Here is a 20402-nt window from a genome sequence, read left to right on the forward strand (position 1 = left end):
TCAACAGTAAAGTCGGTTTCTTGGCTACTTACCTTGGCAGATTCGAAGCGGGTTGCTTAACCCCTCGAATCTGCTCCATTATCAACCCCAACTTCTTATCAGCACCGATTTCTTGGGCGAGTCCGTAAGAGGGTGGTGTCGACAGATCCTGAATAGGCTTAGTAAGTTTTCGCTGCTCTCTTATGTATTGTTTAAGATGTGTAGACTCATAAACGAGATCATCCTCATCATACAAACTTAATGAAACTTTCGTATCACTTTTCAGCTCTTTAGCCTTCTTGCTATATTCACGATAAAGTTTATCATTGGCCTTAAACTCTTTTGCGGCGTTTTTAGAGCTAAGACCCGCCCTTTCATTTAATCTTGGTGCAGATACAGCCACTGAGTTAACTTGCCGCACATCCGAAGAGCGGTTTAACTGTGGCGCGCTCGCACTTAATCCTGAGTTTATTTCGTCAGAAAGAGGCCGCAGAGAAGTACCAGTAACGTTGCCCGATGATAAACGCCGAGAAGGCTTCATTACTTTCAATGCCCTCAACAGCCCCTTCAATAAAGCGGGTGTACTCCCTGTCCAGTCAACCCAGTTAACCGGATCCCCCCCACAATACCCATACGCATTCACCCCACCCTCACCAAACGGGCTCAGACTGTCCGGGCTGTTAAACCTCATCAACACCGGGTTAAACGCCCGATACCCATTGCCCAGCAAATAGTGCCCCGTCACCGGGTCAACCCGCTGGCCGGTAAAGCCCGGCAGGCTTGCGGAGCCTGAAGGATGACGATGTCCGTAAGGTGTGTAGGCAAATTCCAACCCCTGAGCGGCGGTCACTGACTGCTGTTGATCCGTCGCCAACAACACGCCGTCGCGCTGATTATTTTCTGCACTCAGGCACGCCAGCAAATGCTCATCCGTGCGCATAAGCGTGTGCTGGATCTGCCCCTGAATCTGCGTAGCCAGGTGTGTCTTCTGATAAAAAAGGCGAGTGCTACCCTGCCCCGCAGGCGAACAATCGGCCAGGCGATCCAATGGATCGTAGCGATAGACACAGAGCACGGATTGCCCGGACGAAGCCATGTTGTCACTCCTTTGAAGTCACCCATGGCAGCCAGTCTGGGCTGACTATCTGCTTGCGCCCAGCTAGCAGAACTACTAGGTGCCGGGCCGAAAGGCGCTGGGCACAGCCACGCCGGCGCTCAGACCGAAGCGCCCGCCATCGTGGAGTTTGATGCGGACGTGACGAAGAAATTTGTAATTGATCCGTGTGGGTTGTTGGGTATGACTTGAACACTGCAACCTTATTATCACCCTCATGATTAACTACAACACGCGATACCTGCTTACCCTTGCCAGTAAATTATTCACGTTTCCGGGGTTCATTGTTCCAACTCTCTAGAAACTTTACGAATATCCATTCTTCTACCTTCTATAGACACGAAGATTGCTTGAGGAGGGGATGATGGGGAATTAACGGCATGCCCTTTCTTGGGAGGAAGGGGTGGTGGTGGCATATTCTTGGGAGGAAGGGGTGGTTGGGGTTGGATAACACTCGATCGCGCATTTCTGGGAGGAAGGGGTGGTGGTGGCATGTTCTTGGGAGGACGGGGTGGCGGGACAGCAAGGTGTGGCCCATCAATAACACCAGATGCAGACAAAGGTACGCTAACCGGGTTAGTTGAAGCAGTAGCCTGTATGGACTCGGAACTCCCTTCACGAGCAAGCAACGGGGATAGAGACTCCCGGCTACCACCAAGTAAACGCTTTTTCACACTGCTTGCTCTTTTCAAAATCTTCACTAAAAACATTGGCCAATGCCCGCCCGGATCAGCCCGATTAACCGGATCCCCCTCACAGTACCCATACGCATTCACCCCACCCTCACCAAACGGACTCAGACTGTCCGGGCTATTGAACCTCATCAACACCGGGTTAAACGCCCGATACCCATTGCCCAGCAAATAGTGCCCCGTCACCGGGTCAACCCGCTGGCCAGCGTAGCCAGGCAGGCTCATCGGCCCTGCTGACGGATGACGATGCCCGTAAGGCGTATAAGCAAACGCCGCCCCCTGAGCCACAATCACGGACTGCTGTTGATCCGTCGCCAACAACGTGCCGTCGCGCTGATTATTTTCTGCACTCAGGCACGCCAGCAAATGCTCATCCGTGCGCATAAGCGTGTGCTGGACCTGCCCCTGAATCTGCGCAGCCAAGTGAGTCTTCTGATAAAAAAAGCGAGTGCTGCCCTGCCCCGCAGGCGCGCAATCGGCCAGGCGATCCAACCCGTCGTAGCGATAGACACAGAGCACGGATTGCCCGGACGAAGCCATGGTTTCACTCCTTTGAAGTCACCCATGGCAGCCAGTCTGGGCTGCCCCCCTGACGCCGCCCAGCTAGCAGAACTACTAGGCTGTTGCGCCCTACTCCCGCACAGCCCTCACCCATACCGAGTAATAATGCTCCTGCACGTAGGCGTTGCTGTCAGGTTCCGGCGACCCGCGCATGCTGTCGATTGACGGGAAAAGACCAAGGTTCCAGTTCCGTCTGGCGGGCAATTGCGGCGTGACTCCATTTTGATCAGGCTCACGTGCAGGCTCGGACAAATCCGAGGCCAGCACGCCGGTAATCTGCCCGTTCCGGTCCAGCACTTTCCCGGCCACGAACATGAAATGAAACGGGTAGTCAGAGGACGGGCTGCCCTCCAGCCCCCCTCGCTCGATGAAACCGATACCTTCGCCGATCTCGGGAAATGACTGCTCGCCGACGAAGTAATCAGAGTGGCCGCGTGCGCTTATCCAGTCATCGAGCGCTGTTGTCGTTATATTCAGGCTCACCGGCTGGCCATCCTGCCGGGCGACGACCTCGACATTGGGCACCACGGGCGTCGGATCGCCCAGGCTCTCGCCCTGGTAATCGAACGCGACTTGCCCACCGGCATATTTCGAGACCAGGAATTCGGTGCTGGAGATGCAGCTTTCAGGCACCGCTGCCTTGGCTTCAAGCCTCACATAACCGTCACGATCCGCTGCAATGGAGTGGAACAGGCTCGATGGCACGTTTAGCTTGCCGGGCACCAGCACGTCGTCGTTCATGATGTGCAGGTCTTCATGGTGAACCTGAAGCGTTCCGCTCGCCGTGTCATGAGCGGAATGGGACTCGTGGGTTGCCAAACTACCGGCCGGCCGCCGGGTGCGGATGCTGCAGATCATCTGATCGATGACATTGCCGCCCTTGAGCGCTGGCCGGTTGATCAGCGTGAACTCATGCCCGCCGATGTGACGCACCCAAGGCAGTGCCAGGGTCTCGGCGCGCGACCGGCCTTGCGGCGGCACCAGCAGAAACACCCCGTTGCGCTCATCCCAGTCGGCCCGGTAGATCCTGCCATTATCCAGCTTGATGTAGTCACGCCCTTCAATCGAGTAACTGCCGCGCTTTGGCCCGCTGCTGATCGCCTCGGCACCGGTCAGGTCGACAGCCGCGCTGGCAATCCCCACACCTCGGGTGCGCTCGGGATAAAGGGCGTCGTCGATGTGCAGTTGCAGTTGCGCACCGCTCAGATGTGCATGCTCGACCGGCTGCTCCAGGCTGGTGACCGACTCATAGGTGTAGCCGCGCTGCGAGGAGAGAAAAATACGTCGCGCATCGGTTTCCGGGACATCATCGAGGGACAGCACGGCGATACGTTCAATTCTCGACGGGTCGGTAAAACAGGCTTCGATATGATCGATGATCGACCCCGCATGACTCAGGTAAAACTCGTCGTGCAGATGCCCCGCCAGCATACCGAGATGCCTGGCAGGCGAATGGGCGAACCAGGCTTTCTCGCCTGACTTCAGGCTGACTTCTGCCATCATCAGGTTGTTGCGCGCCAGCTTCTCCTGAAGCTGACTGACGAAGGCGCTCCGCTCGCTGGCGAGCGGCGGAATGTTTTCCTGAGCAGCCAGAAGCGGCTCGTTCAGACGAAGCTGTTTGAGGATATTTTCCCCCAGGCTCAACTCCCGAGATCTCGATGCCGCCCCCCATTCAATGGTATGGCCCAGCAAGGTGTTGGCCAGTGCCGCCTGATTGCGCGCAGCAAAAAGAATGGCCAGTTCCTCGGGGGTATCGAGTACATAAAACGGATTTTCCACCGTGGTAATGGACGAAGGCAGCCGCGACTTGATTTTGGCCACAGCATCGATGTTCCTGGCGACCCACTGAGGGTTGCGCACATAGGCTTCGTTCGCCGCCTTCGCGCCATAGAACAGCTCCAGCGCAAAGTCATCATGGGCGATGCCGTTGCGATAATCCGACTGGTCGTGCCACAGGTGAGGCAACGCTCGTTTGGGATCGGCTTGCGGACTGATTTTCTGCAGGGTCAGGGCCACAGGTGGCTGGTCGTGCAACGTCTCGCCCGGCGCCAGCGCCAGGAAGTTTTCGATGGGTACCGTGCCGCGGTAGTGAACGCCGCGATCCGCTTCGATCACCAGTTCCTGCCCGCTGCCATCACTGAGTGTCGCCAGAACACCCGCCACGGTCTTGCTGCCGACCAGACCTTGCAGCGTGTCGCTTAGCCGGACGGTCACGAACATGCCTTGAGCCGCGACAATCTGTGCCTGAATTTCAGGCTTGTAGGTCGGTATGGCGGGCAACACCCTGGCAACTTCCATGCGGCTGCCGTCAGCGCGAATAAAGGCGGTCGTCTCGACATCGGTGCCCGCATGTTCGAGCACTTCGACATGACCATTACGCTCGGTGACGTATTTGTGCTCGATCACACCAAGCGCCATGGTCTGCTGGCTTACCCTGCTATCTGCGTCGATGACCCGCACGGAGGCTGTTTCAAGCGTCGCCACGCAGTTGTCATACCAGCTGACCGTGTTGGCGGGAGCCAGAAAACGCTCCGGGCGACCGCTGAAGCCAAGCGGAAAATCTTCGGTGTGGGCAAAACGTGAAAGCTGCGGGGCGTCGACCGTTGACTGCGGATGCCTGCGCCATTGCCCGGCTTCCAGGTCCAGCGCATGCAGAGGTCGCAATTCCACCCCCGCCAGTCCATCGACCGTCCGGCAGGCGTGGCCATTGAGCATGTAGATCTTCTCGCTGATGCCACCCAGCAGCACCGCCCGAGCGCCACCTTCGACCATCGCGTTGCCGTTCCAGTCGAGGCGCGTGATCTTCCTACCCGTTGGCCGCTCGGATATCTGCCCATCCTCGGAAACCCGCCAGTGAGAGCTGCTTGTCGACGGCCGACGCCGCGCGAGGTGTTCGCCCTCGGCTTCGCGCTCGATGGCATCGCTGTGCTCAGGGTGTCGAACCGTTTCGGTCAGATCAGACCGGTCAGGCGCGGCGTGCTCGCTGGCGGTCTGTTGATAATGCAGTACCGCGGAGCGCAGCCCTTTCACCGCCGATATGCCGCAGTGCAGCGCCGAACGCAGGCCGACCAGCAGAAGGCTGAAGTTCTTCACTGACTCTCCGTAGTCGTTGGCCTTGATCGACTCGCCGAGGGCCTGGACCTGCTGGCTCATCGTCCAGACATTGGTGCCTTGCAGCATCAGCACACCCGCCACTCTGGGAGGGAGCGTGCGCATTTTGCACAGCACCAGCTCGGCAATGATGTTGAGTGCATCCATCGCGATGCCTTCATCGTTGCCGTCGTAAATATCGAATCCCAGGTTGATGAAGTTGCCCAGCACAGGAATCAGTCCGCCGACCTGATGCACCAGTTGCAGCACATGCTGCGCGCTGGTCGACATGTTCTGAATGTCATCGTCGTTCGCTCGGGCGCTCAACATCTGCCTGAACGCCACAGCACTGGCTTCAAGCCGGACCGTCTCGTCGACGCTCAATAACTCGATGCAATGAACCGGTCTGTCACTGTCCGACAGCGCAGCCCCTTCCAGAGTCTGCAGGCGCTCGGCGGCAGTGTCGGAGACCAGCACGAGCCGTTCGGCCTCCAGTGTCCGGTAGGTTTCGGTCGCCTGAATGGCGTAGTTCTCGGCCTCGAGCTTGAACGCTGCCTGTGGTGCGGTCAGTCGAGCAGGCAGGTGGCCGTTGTTGACGAAGGCAATGTTCGCGTCGAATAAGCCGGTCAGCTTCGCTTGCAGGGCGTCCAGACTTGCCGTGTAACGGGTTTTATCGGCGAGCGCCTGAGCCAGTCGGCCGAGCCGTTCATCACGATTGTCGGCAAGTGCCAGTTCACGGCGCAGGTCTTCGTCATACACCACACTCAGCAGGGTTCGATAACCGACCGACTCTTCGTGCCTGAAAAACGTGCCGGTATTGATCCAGCCCGCCTGATAACTGATATCGAACGAAGACCGTGCGATCACCGGCCAGCAGGCTTCGTTCAGCCCCAGATAACGGCACAGTTCACGCGCCACGAACTCCGGCTGGGTCGGCTGCAGAACGACTTGCAGTCGCTGTTGGTCCTCGAGGTTCTGCGCAATCACTCTGTAATAGGCGTTGACTGCATCATTCAAGCGCCGGGTATAGGCCGCCTGACGCTGCGCGTGCGGCAAAGCCGGCAGGTCCTCCTGGTAATGGGCCAGCAGATAACGGACCGCGCGCTGCAATGTCACCGAGTGGCCGACGTCCCATTGCACCTCGCGCAACTCCTCGGTCAGCTCCACGAACCGCGACCTGATGACGTCATAAGCACCCAGCGCCAGGGGATCCACGTACAGAAACGGAGGCTCTTTGCTGCGGATATCGAAGGCTTCGATGTCGATATCGCTCAGCGGATGGCGACGCTGGACAGGATTGGGCACGATCACTTCCACGATCAGCCGCTCGATATTGATCGCCCCCTCGGCTTCGCCATAGCGAATGGTGTTGATCATGTAAGACGACAGTTCCTGGCGCGCCGCGTCGAAGTATTCGGCAAGGTCCTTCGCGCGCCAGGGATTGACGGTGTGCTGCTCATGGTAGATGTCGTGGTGGCCGTCGCTGTCGTAAACGACCAGTTTCAGGGTGATGCCACCGGCCTGCTGGAGCATTGCCAGCAGCGCGTTTTCATTGTCTTGCAGCGATGCGCCGAAATGTCGGTGGCTGTTCAGCAAAGTGCGGCAGCGGCCAAGATGCCACTGCATCTCCTTCTCCAGCTCGAGGTCGATGACACCGTAGTCGTCAGTGCCATGCGCCTGGACCTTGTGCTGCCGGAAGGTGTAGACCTGCGATGTATCGAGCATGAAACGCTGGTGTTCTGCGAGAGTGAAAGGCAACGCGGCGGCCATCACCGCGGGATGGGCTTCGCGCTCTGCGGGCAACAGCGCAGTGAGCGCCTGCAGCAGGTCGTCTCGGGTTGCAGCCAAGGGGATGTCGACACCGTAGTAATCGAGCAGGCCATGCAGTGAGACGGTTCGATCGTCGCGAATGGCCAGAATGCACCTGGCATCCGCCGACTCCAGATGCGGCGCCAGCGGGGCCAGGCTGTTCGTGAAACGGATGACCCGCAGGTGCACGTCTGACAGCGTGGCGTACACAGGTTGCCGACCTTCGGAAACGCCCTGCAGTCGCAGCGAGTGAACCGGACGCCCTGCATTCATCCTGACACGCAGCACACAGGTGAAGGGCTGGCTGAAGTCCAACCGGGTCGTGTTGACCAGATCAAGAACGTAGCGCAGGTCTTTACGGCGTACCCCGGGCAACAGATCTGCATCGACATCGCCAGCCGGGTCCACGCCGGAGATACCTCGAAGCAACGTCTTGAACTGCTGCAATATCGAACCGCCAAACGCAACGCCGGCAAACAGCGGCGAGTCTTCGGCCACGGCCACGAACACTCTGTCGGTCGCACAGGTGCCGGTCTTCACGTCCCGTATTCGTGCCCGCAGCGTGTTCAGCAATCTGGGGTAATCGCCCAGGCTGCGGTCGACGCGCTCGGTTCCGACGCTCGGCGAATGTGACTCGCGCTGATGACTCTGCGCAATATCGAACGCCGCTTTGGCCAGTTCGTACTCGGGGCCTGCCGCCAGTGTTGGCGAATCAGCGGAACGGGTAACGCGCTCTGCGCTGTCCCTGAGCGCGTTCAGTTCATCGTCGAACAGCACTGATTTCAGGGTATTCAGGAGCTCGATGTCGTCGGCCCATCGCCCGAACGAGCTGGCAGCCCCGAGTAGCTGAATCTCGTCCAGTAGCGTGAAACCTTCAGGCCGGGGCCGTTGCAGAATGGCGGCCAGTTGCTCGCTGCCTTCAGCGGACAGTACGTGCTGAAGCCTTTCCCGGCTGGCAGCTGACAGGGAAGGTAGTGATGAGGTGTCGGTCATTGCTGATGCTCCGTGCATTCCAAATGACCGACACCATGCTGTTTCGCGGAAAAAGCGGGGTAATACATAGATGTTTTATGACGCTGCACGTCAGACACCGAGCAAATACCGGACGTTGCTGTTGTTCGCGGCCCCGCGACGGGAACAAGCTTCTGTTCCTCCAGTCAAACCCTCTGCTTCATCGCCCACTCACGGGCGGTTCGAGTTCGAGTTCGAGAAAGGTGACGCAATGAAAACTGCACGCGCAATGGCTTTGGCAACGTTGATGGCGGTGGCTGCAAGCCCTGCATTTGCCTTCAATCTGAATGACGCCGCGAACGCGGTCTCCAATGCCACCAATGGCAATCAGAAAGCCACGGCGGCACCCGAAGTCGCGGGGCTGCTCAATACCCTCGGTACGCAGCTCAATGTCACTCCGGAACAGGCGGTTGGCGGGACAGGTGCGCTGCTCGGGCTGGCGAAAAACAAACTGACCAGCACCGATTATTCGCAGTTGGCCAAATCGGTCCCGGGCCTGGAGCAAATGTCCGGCACGTCCGCACTGGAAAGCCTTGGCGGCGCCAACGGGCTGGGCAGCCTGCTGGGCGGCAAGTCGGGCAATAACTCGATGCTCAACAGCGCACTGGGCAACGTGCAGAGCATGGGTGATGTGAATAACGCCTTCAAGGCGTTGGGCATGGACAGCACGATGGTCAGCCAGTTTGCCCCGCTGATTCTGCAATACCTGGGGCAGCAAGGTGCCAGTGGTTCGGCGTTGCAGAGTTTGAGTGGGTTATGGGGTACCGGGAGCTGAACCGGACCTTATACGCGTAGCCTTCCTCAATATATCTCCGCTCTTGTACTGCTGTTTTTGCATAGCGCCTGAGATCAACGCACCTGCTGAATTGAAGGCCGCGCCAACCATGGCGGTGCTGCGGCCTTCAGGTAATTGCCGAGCCCATTTGATAGCCGCCGCCCCAAAGGCGGCCGGGTCGCTTTTTTTCCCAGAATACACTTGCGACGCCAGCCCCGCGTAATACTCGGCCTGCTCAAAACTTAACCTTTCGTCTCCGTGACTGGCAAAATTGCGATTCACTTGACGGAGGTTTTTGATGAAGGAAGACTGGCTGTCATTGAATCGTTCAAGCGCATCATCAAGCCATTTTCTGCTGCCTTGCAGAGGCATCGGTGAGCTGACTGCAGGGATCAACCCTTTGCGGGTTGTTTCAATCACGTCGTCGAATTGCTCGCTGATCAGCTTTACAGACTTTATCGTACGCGTACTGAACACTGCCAAAACCACCTGAAAGACTTGCCCCGTCGGATCGACGTTATTGACAGGGTCTCCTCCACAGTAGGCATAACCATTTATCCCGCCCTTGCCAAACGGGCTCAGCGTATCCGGGCTGTTAAAGCGCATCAGCGTCGGGTTGAATGCGCGAAGTCCATTGCCCAGCAAGTAATATCCAGTGACCGGATCAATCGTCTGCCCTGTAAAACCAGGTACGCCCAGTGCGGATGTTTGCGGGGATCGCATGCCATAAGGGCTATAGACAAACGCCTGATTGCGCATGGCATCAAGGCTGTGCAGCACCGAGCTGGCTTGATCTGTCGCAAGCAGATCGAACAGGACACGATCAGGTTCCCCACGGCGCATTGCCAGTAAAAGATCCTCTGTCTGAACGACAGACTGGTGGTAAGTACCCTGTATTGCTGTGCTCAGGCGGTTGTTTCGATAGAAACGCCTGACGACCTCCTGCCCCGCAGGGGCAATGCTTGCCAGTCGGTCCAGTGCGTCGTAACGGTATGAGCCGATCAGCGAAACATCGGGCGATGACATGAGAGCGGATTCCGGCAACATTAAAGGCCAGTCTCATCCGCCAGTTTCGCCTCGTCTAGCTGTCAGAACTGTCAGTGCCCAGGCAACTCCAGCCGCAACGCCGCAATGCGCGCATCCTTTTCGTCCCAGAGCTGATTGACCCAACCCTGCACTTTCTCGCGAAACACAGGGTCGTTTTCGTAATCGCCCTGCCACAGCGCCGGGTCCAGCTCGCGGGTCCGGATGTCGACGATCACGTTGGAAACACGGCCGCAGAGCATATCCCAGAAACCGGGAATGCCTGAATCGGGATACACGACCGTGACGTCCAGGATTGCATCGAGTTGCTCGCCCATTGCCGCCAGCACGAAGGCAACGCCGCCGGCCTTGGGTTTGAGCAGATGGGTATAGGGCGAGCCCTGGGCCGCATGTTTGGCCGCGGTGAAGCGCGTGCCTTCCAGGTAGTTGACGATGGTCACCGGCTGGCGCTTGAACAGCTCACAGGCGGCCTTGGTGATTTCCAGGTCCTTGCCCTTGAGCTGCGGATGCGTCGCCAGGAACGCCTTGCTGTAGCGCTTCATGAACGGGTAGTCCAGCCCCCACCACGCGAGGCCCAACAACGGTACCCAGATCAGTTCTTTTTTCAGGAAGAACTTGAAGAACGGCGTGCGTCGGTTGAGCGCCTGGACCAGCGCGGGGATATCCACCCACGACTGATGATTGCTGATGACCAGGTAGGAGGTGTCACCACGCAGCCCTGCATCGCCACGAATGTCCCACTGCGTCGGTATGCAGGTGGCGAAGATGACCTTGTCGATCTCGGCCCAGGTTTCGGCGATCCACATCACCACAGCCGAACAGCGATCGCGCATCCGGCCTCTGAACAGCAGCTTGAGCAGCGCAAAAATCAATAGCGGACCGATAAGCACCAGCGTATTGATCAGTAACAGCAGGGCAACAAAACAGCCGGTGAACAGACGGCGCATGACGGACTCTTGAAGGTTCAGGGGCGGCAATAATAAAGATCCTCGCGTTTTACGCCAATTACACAGGTGCTTACAAATGTTTCACGTCTCGGCCTTTATGCTGACGGCATATTTATCCTGACGAACCTAGCGCAGGTTCGCTGTCTAAACCCGGGCGCCAATCAGGCGCTGACTATTGCGAGGAACCTCTCACGTGAAACCGATCCTGGCGCTATTGTCTTTGCTGGCCCTGCCGGTCATGGCTGCTGAACCGACGTTGTATGGTCGCTACGAGAACATCAAGGTTGCGGAAATAGGCCAGACCTTCAAGGCCAAGATGGACACCGGCGCACTGACCGCCTCGCTGTCGGCAAAGGACATCGAGTTGTTCAAGCGCGATGGTGATGACTGGGTACGTTTCCGCCTGGCAGCCAAGGGTGCGGACGACAAGGTGTATGAGCACAAGGTCTCGCGGATCAGCAAGATCAAGGGACGCGCCGAAGGTGACGACGATGACGACGAAGGCATCAACCCTGCCAAGCGCCCTGTCGTTGACCTGGAACTGTGTCTGGGCGACAAGAAGCGTACGGTCGAGGTCAACCTGGTGGACCGCAGCCACTTCAACTTCCCGCTGCTGATCGGTGCCAAGGCACTGCGTGAGTTCGACGCCGCAGTCAATCCGGCCCGTCGCTACACCGCTGACGAGCCTGATTGCTGAGATTGTTCATAGTCCCCAGTATCGTGTGACGCTCCAAGCCCGATCCGGGATGTGCGGCGCAGCGTAGATCTGTGACGCAGAGCGTCACCCACGGCATTCCCACGCTGGAGCGTGAGGAACGATAGCCACCCGCAAGAACACCATCGTGCCCATGCTCCGCGTGGGTATGCCGTTCTGGACGCTCTGCGTCCTATCCGGGATGTGCGGCGCGGCGCAGATCTGTGACGCAGAGCGTCACCCACTGCATTCCCACGCTGGAGCGTGAGGAACGATCACCTTGTAACTATCGTGCCCATGCTCCGCGTGGGCATGCCGTTCAGGATGCTCCGCGTCCTATCCGGAATGTGCGGCGCGGCGCAAATTGACTCAGACCGGCGGCTGGGTCGCGATCATCGACGGGCGTTGACTGACGTCCAGGTACCAGGCGGCCAGTCGCGGATAAGTGCTGCGCCAGTTGAGATCCGGCTGGCGGAAATCCAGATATCCAAGTGCAACGGCAACGCTGATCGATGCGACATCGAAGGACGTGCTGAGCTCGGTGACCGCATCGCTTTCGAAGTAATGCAGCGAGCGTTCAATCTTCTGCTGCTGGTTGTCCAGCCACTGGTCCCAGTGTTTTTCCTGCGGACGCAAGGCGGTTTCGTATCGGATCAGCACCGCCGCATCCAGCAACGCATCGGCCAGCGAAGCCAGGGTCAGGCGCCTCCAGCGGGCCGAGCCTTCCCGGGGGATCAGTGGCAGGCCCACGTGCTGATGGTCGAGATAATCAAGAATCACCCGGCTGTCATGAATGACATTACCGTCGGCCAGCCTTAACGCGGGAAGTTTGCCGGCCGGGTTGTCTTCGTTGAGCTCGGCAGACGGGCTGACCGGTGTCAGTACTGTGGTCTGCAACTCGACGCGATCGAGCTGAGCCGTTTCATGCAGCATCACCATCACCTTGCGGGCGAAGGGTGAAGCCGCGTTGAAGTACAACGTCATCGTGGGCGCTGACATGGGTATTCCTCGAATGAGACAGGATCCTAGACTAGTCAGCCTGTGACGCGTCTGCAATCAGCGTTTCAATCAGCCCCGCCGCACCAGCAAGCCCTTGATACTCAACAGGGCTGCCGTCCCCATGCCCAGCCACGCCAGCGTATCCCACCAGCCGTCACCCAGCAGCGCGGCGAACAAACCGACGCCGATAACCAGCGCTATCACGGCAGGTATCGCAAAAGTCTTCCAGAATCGCGATGGCCTGGAACTCATTGCGCCACCTGAGTCTGAACAACGCTCACCGAGCGCGCGGCACGACGCCTTACCCACCACAGATAAACGCCGCTGCCGAGCACGATGATGGTCAGCACGTCCAGCACTGCCCAGAGAATCTTCATCGGCATGCCACCGTAATCACCGAAATGCAGAGGTTGCGACATGCCCAGTGCGTCCATGTACCAGGGACGTTCGACCACGGCGGTGACGTGCAGGGTCCGGGCGTCGATCAGCACCGGTGTGGAGAGGTGCGCAGTCAGGTGTGTATTGCCTTTGAGGAACACCGCGTAATGGTGCTCGCTAGAGAAGCGCGTGCCGGGGAAGGCGATGAAATCGGCCTGCATGCCGGGCGCAGCGGATTCGGCAATTTCCAGCAATCGAGTCGCCGGGGCGCGCCGGGTCAATGGCGGCGCGTCCTTGTAGGGGGCGATCATGGTGGCCAGCGCATCATTGCGCCAGGAGGCAATCAGCAGATCGGCGCAGGCGCTGATTACACCGGTCACGCCGACCACCAGCGCCCAGGTCAATGTCACTACGCCGATCAGGTTGTGCAGGTCCAGCCAACGCGTACGCGTGGATTTATTGACCCGTACCTGGCCGAACTCCAGCTTGCGCATGAACGGCGCATACAACACGGTCCCGGAAACGATCGCCACCACAAACAGCAAGCCCATGAACGCCAGCAATAATTTGCCGGGCAGGTTGGCGTACAGGTCTACGTGCAGGCGCAGCATGACCATCATGAAGCCGCCGTTGGCAGAAGGCATCTCCAGTGCCTCACCGGTACGCGCATCGAGGGCGAAGGTGTGCGACGAGTTGGGCTCGGTACCGGCGGTTGCAGCGGTGATTGCCATTACGCCATTGGGGTCTTCGTCGTCCCAGCCAAAATACTGCATCACCTCACCGGGGCGATGCGCTTCGGCAGCCCTGGCCAGTTGCTCCAGGTCCAGGCGTGGGGTGTCGGCAGGCATCTCTTTGTAATGCGGAGCGTCGCCGAGCAGATGATCGATTTCATGATGAAAGATCAGCGGCAGGCCGGTGACAGCCAGCATCAACAGGAACAGGGTGCAAATCAGACTGCTCCAGGTATGCACGATGGACCAGCGGCGCACGGTTTGGCTTTTCATGGTTTATCCACAGACGAAGAGACGCAGCGCTGGGCGCGCCCCCGAAATGACTTGTAAGACTAAGCCGCTCGAAACCGAAAAAGTGTCAGAGCGATCCGCTGTCTGCATGAACGGGTATGTTTCAGAGTTTTGCCGGAGGATTACCGGGCTGTTGATCCCTGGGCAGCACGGACACCCACCACGCCGTGTGTTGTTCTATCTGCACAGGCAAGGTCGGCAGCAGCGCCTTGAGCGCCAGGTCAGTGTCTTTCAACGGGAAGGTGCCGGTCACCCGCAGATCAGCCACCTTCGGGTCGACGCCCAGATGTCCTGCCCGGTAACGCCCCAGTTCAGCGAGCATGTCCGCCAGCCGCGCGTTGTCCACCACCAGCATGCCGCGCGTCCAGGCGTCGACGCCGGAAGGCATGCCAAGCAACGGGCCAAGGCCGTTGCGGGTCAGCAGCACCTGTTGGCCCTCGCGCAGAACCTGTTCACCGGAAGCATTACGCGGGTGGGCGACAACCGCCGATTGCAACACGCTGAGCAGGGTTCCATCGGACTCGCGCCGGACCAGAAAACGCGTTCCCAGAGCGCGCATCTTTCCATCCGCCGTCTCGACGATGAAGGGCCGCGGGTCGTCATGATCGCCGGTCTGCACCAGTATTTCACCGTCCTGCAGAATGACCCGACGTTGCTGCGCATCGAAGCGCACATCGATTGCGCTGTGGGTGTTCATACGAATCAGGGTGTTGTCCGCCAGACGCACGTCGCGCTGTTCACCGGTGGCCGTGCGCTGGTCGGCAAGCCAGTAATCCATCGGTAGATAGCGGTCGCCGACGAACAACGCCAGGCCCAAGGCCATGAACACTCCGGCCAGACCGCCACCCAGCTTGCGCAAACTGTGTCGCAGGGCACCCGGTGACTGTTGCAACGCCTTACGTGCCGGACCTGCGGGCAAAGCAAAGCGCTGATTGACCATGCCCAACTGACTCCAGGCCCGGGCATGCTCTTCGTCGGCGGCCAGCCAGCGCGCCAGTTCGGCGTCATTGCCGCCGTTGCTGTCCATGTTCAGTTGCCACTGGATGGCCGCATCGAGCACACGGGCAGAGACCGGTCTGGTGTTCACGTCGGCTCACCGTAAAGTGCCACGTAGCACTGACGCATGGCCTGAGCCAGGTATTGCCTGACGCGCGAGACCGAAACGCCCAGCTTCTCGGCAATCTCGGAGTGACTCATGCCGTCGAGGCGACTGTACAGAAAGGCCGCCCGCGCCTTGCTGGACAGCGTGCCTAGCATGCGGTCGATGGCCTTGAGGTCTTCCACAATCAGCATCTGCTCTTCCGGAGAGGGCTGCTCGGCCTCAGGCACCAGCATCAACTCCCCGAGGTAAGCCTGCTCCAGCGCAGCGCGTCGGAAGTGATCGAACATCAACCCTTTGGCGACGGTTGCCAGGAAAGCACGCGGTTCTCTGGGCGCAAGCAATTCATGGCGCCCCAGCAAACGCACGAAGGTGTCCTGACTCAAATCCTGAGCACGTTGCGGGCAGGCGACATTACGTCTGAGCCAGGCCAGCAGCCAGCCGCGATGATCGCGATACAGCGCACCAACGATCTCGCTATGAGTGCTTGGGACTGACGACACGAATGGCCTCGATGAGAAAGTTCTAACTAAAGAGAATCATTCGCGATTGTGGCAGAGCGGAGGGGGAGTGGCAATTCGCGTCTGTCGGGAGGGGATATGTATCGTGTCGACTCTCGTGCCAAGGCTCCGCATCCATCGCGACGCAGAGCGTCGGGAAATGCATTCCCGAATCGTGGGAGTGAGCTTGCTCACGAAGAGGCCGGTGCAGCCGCTGAAAATCTGTTGATCCGTTAATACGCCTTCGCGAGCAAGCGAAGCGTCTCCCAGCTCGCTCCCACAAAGCCCCGGATCGTCCTGAAAGCCCCCGAATCTGGAGCGTGAGGAACGAGAATCTCGTAACGATCGTGTCAATGCTCCAGTGTGGAAATGCATTCCACGCTGGAGCATGCACAACCAAAGGCGTCCCGGGAGGACGCCTGGTCGTCGGATCAACCCTGGTGGCTGATCTCGCGCAGCGGCTTGCCGCGTGCCGGCTTGTCGCCTGCGACGAAGTAGTCGGCCGTGCTGCGTGGCAGCGGCTGGCGACCACGGATCTTGTCGGCGATTTTCTCGGCGATCATGATCGTCGGTGCATTCAGGTTACCGGTGGTGATGATCGGCATGATCGAGGCATCGACCACGCGCAGGCTTTGCAGGCCATGCACGCGACCCTGTCCATCGACAACCGACATCTCGTCGGTGCCCATCTTGCACGAGCAGGACGGGTGATAAGCCGTCTCGGCATGCTCACGCACGAACTGATCCAGCGCCTCGTCGGACTGCACGTCGATGCCGGGGCTGATTTCGCGGCCACGGTATGGGTCCAGTGCCGGTTGCTGCATGATCTCGCGAGTCAGGCGGATGCCGTCGCGGAACTCCTGCCAGTCCTGCTCGCTGGCCATGTAGTTGAACAGGATGCTCGGGTACTCGCGCGGGTCTTTGGATTTGACCTGCACACGACCACGGCTCGGCGAGCGCATGGAGCCGACGTGAGCCTGGAAACCGTGCTCCTGAACGCCCTTGGTGCCGTTGTAGTTAATCGCGACCGGCAGGAAGTGGTACTGAATGTTGGGCCATTCGAACGCTTCGCTGGAGCGGATGAAACCACCGGCTTCAAACTGGTTGCTGGCGCCGATACCTGTACCGAGGAACATCCACTCGGCACCGATGGCAGGCTGGTTCCACCACTTCAGCGAAGGGTACAGCGACACTGGCTGGGTGCAGGCGTACTGCAGGTACATCTCCAGGTGATCCTGAAGGTTCTGGCCAACGCCAGGCAGGTCATGAACCACCGGAATATCCAGCTTGTTCAGCACTTCGGCCGGGCCGACGCCGGACCGCTGGAGAATCTGTGGCGAAGCGATTGCGCCGCCACACAGCAGCACTTCCTTGCGGGCACGGGCCTGGATGCGGGTGTCGCTGTCACCTACCAGGTACGCCACGCCGACGGCACGCTTGCCTTCGAACAGAATGCGATCGGTCAGCGCGTGAGTGACGATGGTCAGGGTCGAGCGCTTCTTGGCCTCGTCCAGATAACCACGGGCGGTACTGGCGCGACGACCGTTAGGCGTCACTGTGCGGTCCATCGGACCGAAACCTTCCTGCTGATAACCATTGAGGTCGTCAGTGCGCGGGAAACCGGCTTGCACGCCCGCCTCGACCATCGCGTGGAACAGCGGATTGTTGCCCGCCTTGGGCGTGGTCACGCTGACCGGACCTTCACCACCGTGGTAGTCATTCGGGCCGATGTCGCGGGTTTCCGCCTTGCGGAAGTACGGCAGGCAATCGAGGTAGCTCCAGTCTTCGAGACCCGGCTCCTTGGCCCAGCCGTCGTAGTCCATCGCGTTGCCGCGGATATAGCACATGCCGTTGATCAGCGACGAGCCGCCCAGGCCTTTACCGCGACCGCATTCCATCCGGCGGTTGTTCATGTGCGGCTCCGGCTCGGTCTCGTAGGCCCAGTTGTAGCGACGGCCCTGCAGCGGGAATGCCAGAGCGGCAGGCATCTGGGTACGGAAATCCAGACGGTAGTCCGGGCCACCGGCTTCGAGCAGCAGAACAGTGACGCCTGCGTCTTCGGTGAGACGGGCTGCCAGGGTGTTACCGGCCGAGCCGGCACCAATGATGATGTAGTCGTATTCGGATTGAGTTGTCATAGAGGCTCCCTCATAGAGCTGCGAGTTTCAAGCCTGGGCCGCAAGCAGAAGCAGCCAGGCGATACTCGTGAAAATGGGGTGCGGCAGGCAGCTTTTGAGTGCGTCTGCTTGAGGCCTGCCGCGTGCCACTGAAACCGTGTTTAGAAAACCGAGGCGTAATCGCCCAGCTCGATCTGTACCGACTTGATGCGCGTGTACTGGGCCAGCGAGCTGATGCCGTTCTCACGACCGACGCCCGACTGCTTGTAACCGCCGACCGGCATTTGTGCCGCCGACTCGCCCCAGGCATTGATCCAGCAGATACCGGCTTCCAGCAGATGAATCACGCGGTGGGCGCGGTTCAGGTCGCGGGTCACGATGCCTGCAGCCAGACCGAAGTCAGTGTCGTTGGCGCGGCGCACCACTTCATCTTCGGTGTCGTAACCGAGGATGCTCATCACCGGGCCGAAGATTTCTTCACGCACGATGGTCATCTCGTCGGTGCAGTCGGTGAACACGGTCGGCGCAACGAACGCGCCTTTGTCGAACACACCGCCAGTCAGGCGATCGCCGCCGCACAACAGACGTGCGCCCTGCTCTTTGCCCTTGGCGATATAGCCCAGCACGCTTTCCATGTGCTCGAAGCTGACCAGCGGGCCGAAATTGATGTTTTCGTCTTCCGGGTTACCGGCGCGGATGCGCTTCACACGCTCGAGGATCTTCGCTTCGAACTCGGCCTTCAGGGCGTTCGGCACGAACACGCGGGTGCCGTTGGTGCAGACCTGGCCGGAACTGTAGAAGTTGGCCATCATCGCGATGTCAGCGGCGCGGTCCAGATCGGCGTCGTCAAACACGATCAGCGGTGACTTGCCGCCCAGCTCCATGGTCACTTCCTTGAGCGACGAGCTCGAGGCGCTGGCCATGACTTTCTTGCCGGTGTCGGTGCCGCCGGTGAAGGAGACTTTCTCGATGCGCGGGTGCTCGGTGATCCAGGTGCCGACTTCACGGCCGCTGCCGGTCAGCACGTTGAATACGCCGTTCGGTACGCCCGCTTCGGTGTAGATTTCTGCCAGCTTCAGGGTGGTCAGCGAAGTGACTTCACTCGGCTTGAAGATCATCGCATTGCCCGCCGCCAGTGCCGGGGCGGATTTCCACAGTGCGATCTGGATCGGGTAGTTCCAGGCGCCGATACCGGCTACCACACCCAGCGGCTCGCGACGGGTGTACACGAAGGAAGAATCGCGCAACGGGATCTGCTCGCCTTCGATGGCGGGCACCAGACCTGCGTAGTATTCCAGCACGTCGGCGCCTGTCACGATATCCACGTAGCGGGTTTCGGAGATGGCCTTGCCGGTGTCCAGCGTTTCCAGAGCAGCCAGTTCATCGTTGCGCTCACGCAGGATGTCGACGGCACGGCGCAGGATGCGCGAACGCTCGACCGCCGTCATGGCGGCCCAGATTTTCTGACCCTTTTCGGCCGCGACGACGGCGCGCTCGACATCGTCCTTGCCGGCGCGCTGGATCTGCGCCAGGACTTCGCCGTTCGCCGGGTTGATGGCGTCGAAGGTTTCAGGGTTGCTGGCATCGACATAACCGCCATCGATGTAAAGTTTCTGCAGTTCAAAACGGGCCATAAAGTCCTCGCAAATTCAGTGGGGGGCGATGACTGTTTTCAGTGTGCCGGGTTGGTTCGGCAACAGGCTTCTACAGTCGTTCGGTGAGGAGCTTCGAAAGCTTCAGCTCGCCGATTTCGCCAATTGAAAGTCCATGTACTCGTAAGCGATCCGTTGCGCTTGCTCGGTGTCGAATGCATCGCCTGACAGCGCGCCTCTCAGCCACAACCCGTCTATCAGGGCTGCCAGCCCGCGGGCGGCGCTGCGTGCCTGTTCCAGTGGCAAGGTGCGGCGGAACTGACAGCACAGGTTCGAATACAAACGGTGGTCGTTGATACGCTGCAATCGGTGCAGCGAAGGGTGATGCATGCTGGTCGCCCAGAAGGCCAACCAGGTTTTCATGGCCGGGCCGCTGACCTGACTGGCGTCGAAGTTGCCTTCGATGATCACTTGCAGGTGAGCCCTGGGGCTGTCTTCGGTCAGCGCCTGACGGCGTTCGCGGACGTTCTGGATCAAGGCGTTCATCAGATGCCGCATCGTGGCGGCGATCAGGCCGTTCTTGTCCTGAAAATAGTGACTGATGATGCCGTTGGATACGCCAGCCAGTCGCGCAATCAGCGCAATGCTGGCATCGCCCATACCGACCTGATCGACCGCAGTCAGCGTGGCCTGGATCAGCTGTTGGCGGCGGATGGGTTGCATTCCGACCTTGGGCATTGGCGCGATTCTCCCGGGTGTCTGCAGTGATCGTTGTAACGAAAAGACGAGACCAGTCTAAAGATTTTTTATTGAACGATCAATCAATAAAAAATCGGAAGCGCGTTTTCACTGCCTGTCGGGCAGTCTGAATCCGTCCAGCCATCACTTTGCGCAAAGGCACAGATCTGTGATGCGGAGCGTCACGCAAGGCATTCCCACTGGAGAATGAGGAACAATGACCTCAACTATCGTGCGACGC

The 20402-nt window shown here is 59.4% G+C and carries 15 protein-coding genes; 2 read left to right on the top strand and 13 right to left on the bottom strand.

The window, feature by feature from the left end; all coding sequences use genetic code 11:
* Positions 1–28: 28 nt before the first annotated feature.
* From P406_RS15430 to P406_RS15435, 3 genes are all read right to left on the bottom strand, one after another.
* Positions 29–1075 carry an RHS repeat-associated core domain-containing protein gene (locus tag P406_RS15430; protein ID WP_046236662.1) on the bottom strand — a complete coding sequence of 349 codons (1047 nt, stop codon included), beginning with the start codon at positions 1073–1075 and terminating at the stop codon, positions 29–31.
* Positions 1076–1374: 299 nt separating this feature from the next.
* Entirely contained in the window at positions 1375–2325 is a 951-nt protein-coding gene (locus P406_RS27855; protein WP_082100823.1) for an RHS repeat-associated core domain-containing protein, read from the bottom strand.
* 90 nt (positions 2326–2415) lie between these two features.
* Positions 2416–8238 carry a hypothetical protein gene (locus P406_RS15435; protein WP_046236663.1) on the bottom strand — a complete coding sequence of 1941 codons (5823 nt, stop codon included), beginning with the start codon at positions 8236–8238 and terminating at the stop codon, positions 2416–2418.
* 229 nt (positions 8239–8467) lie between these two features.
* On the opposite strand from P406_RS15435, the gene P406_RS15440 reads away from it, so the two are divergent.
* Positions 8468–9031, top strand: a complete 564-nt coding sequence (locus P406_RS15440) for a DUF2780 domain-containing protein (RefSeq protein WP_032698844.1) — start codon at positions 8468–8470, stop codon at positions 9029–9031.
* On the opposite strand, the gene P406_RS15445 is transcribed toward P406_RS15440, so the two are convergent.
* Complete coding sequence (locus P406_RS15445) at positions 9011–10057, bottom strand: RHS repeat-associated core domain-containing protein (RefSeq protein ID WP_046236674.1); 1047 nt, start codon at positions 10055–10057, stop codon at positions 9011–9013. The two genes, P406_RS15440 and P406_RS15445, sit on opposite strands and share 21 nt — an antisense overlap.
* Positions 10058–10128: 71 nt before the next feature.
* Positions 10129–11022, bottom strand: coding sequence for a 1-acylglycerol-3-phosphate O-acyltransferase, YihG family (gene yihG, locus P406_RS15450; protein WP_046236664.1), 894 nt, complete (start codon positions 11020–11022; stop codon positions 10129–10131).
* Between the two features lie 193 nt (positions 11023–11215).
* Between yihG and rloA2 the strand changes: the two genes are divergently transcribed.
* On the top strand, positions 11216–11719 hold the full coding sequence (rloA2, locus tag P406_RS15455) for a retropepsin-like aspartic peptidase RloA2 (protein WP_046236665.1): 504 nt from the start codon (positions 11216–11218) through the stop codon (positions 11717–11719).
* A 366-nt stretch (positions 11720–12085) separates the two neighbouring features.
* Here the strand turns inward: rloA2 and P406_RS15460 are convergent, their stop codons facing one another.
* The 8 genes from P406_RS15460 to betI all read right to left on the bottom strand — a co-directional run bounded on the left by P406_RS15460 (position 12086) and on the right by betI (position 20161).
* Positions 12086–12715 (bottom strand): glutathione S-transferase family protein, encoded by a 630-nt coding sequence (locus P406_RS15460; protein WP_046236666.1) that lies wholly within the window; start codon positions 12713–12715, stop codon positions 12086–12088.
* Positions 12716–12784: 69 nt separating this feature from the next.
* Positions 12785–12967: a hypothetical protein gene (locus P406_RS15465; RefSeq protein WP_032703395.1), complete on the bottom strand. Its 183-nt coding sequence runs from the start codon at positions 12965–12967 to the stop codon at positions 12785–12787.
* The gene (locus P406_RS15470) at positions 12964–14097 is read right to left on the bottom strand and encodes a PepSY-associated TM helix domain-containing protein (protein ID WP_046236667.1); all 1134 of its coding nucleotides are present in this window, start codon (positions 14095–14097) and stop codon (positions 12964–12966) included. The genes P406_RS15465 and P406_RS15470 overlap by 4 nt, the downstream gene beginning before the upstream one ends.
* A gap of 121 nt (positions 14098–14218) precedes the next feature.
* Positions 14219–15202 carry a FecR domain-containing protein gene (locus tag P406_RS15475; protein WP_046236668.1) on the bottom strand — a complete coding sequence of 328 codons (984 nt, stop codon included), beginning with the start codon at positions 15200–15202 and terminating at the stop codon, positions 14219–14221.
* Complete coding sequence (locus P406_RS15480) at positions 15199–15717, bottom strand: RNA polymerase sigma factor (protein WP_046236669.1); 519 nt, start codon at positions 15715–15717, stop codon at positions 15199–15201. Before P406_RS15480 ends, P406_RS15475 begins: the two co-directional genes overlap by 4 nt.
* Positions 15718–16145: 428 nt before the next feature.
* Positions 16146–17852: a choline dehydrogenase gene (betA, locus tag P406_RS15485; protein ID WP_046236670.1), complete on the bottom strand. Its 1707-nt coding sequence runs from the start codon at positions 17850–17852 to the stop codon at positions 16146–16148.
* A 140-nt stretch (positions 17853–17992) separates the two neighbouring features.
* Positions 17993–19465, bottom strand: coding sequence for a betaine-aldehyde dehydrogenase (gene betB / locus P406_RS15490; RefSeq protein ID WP_003393629.1), 1473 nt, complete (start codon positions 19463–19465; stop codon positions 17993–17995).
* A gap of 102 nt (positions 19466–19567) precedes the next feature.
* Positions 19568–20161: a transcriptional regulator BetI gene (gene betI / locus P406_RS15495; RefSeq protein ID WP_002555619.1), complete on the bottom strand. Its 594-nt coding sequence runs from the start codon at positions 20159–20161 to the stop codon at positions 19568–19570.
* Positions 20162–20402: the final 241 nt, after the last annotated feature.

Origin of the sequence: Pseudomonas syringae pv. coryli str. NCPPB 4273 (genome assembly GCF_000972175.1) — a bacterium.
In the GTDB taxonomy this organism is placed as follows: domain Bacteria; phylum Pseudomonadota; class Gammaproteobacteria; order Pseudomonadales; family Pseudomonadaceae; genus Aquipseudomonas; species Aquipseudomonas syringae.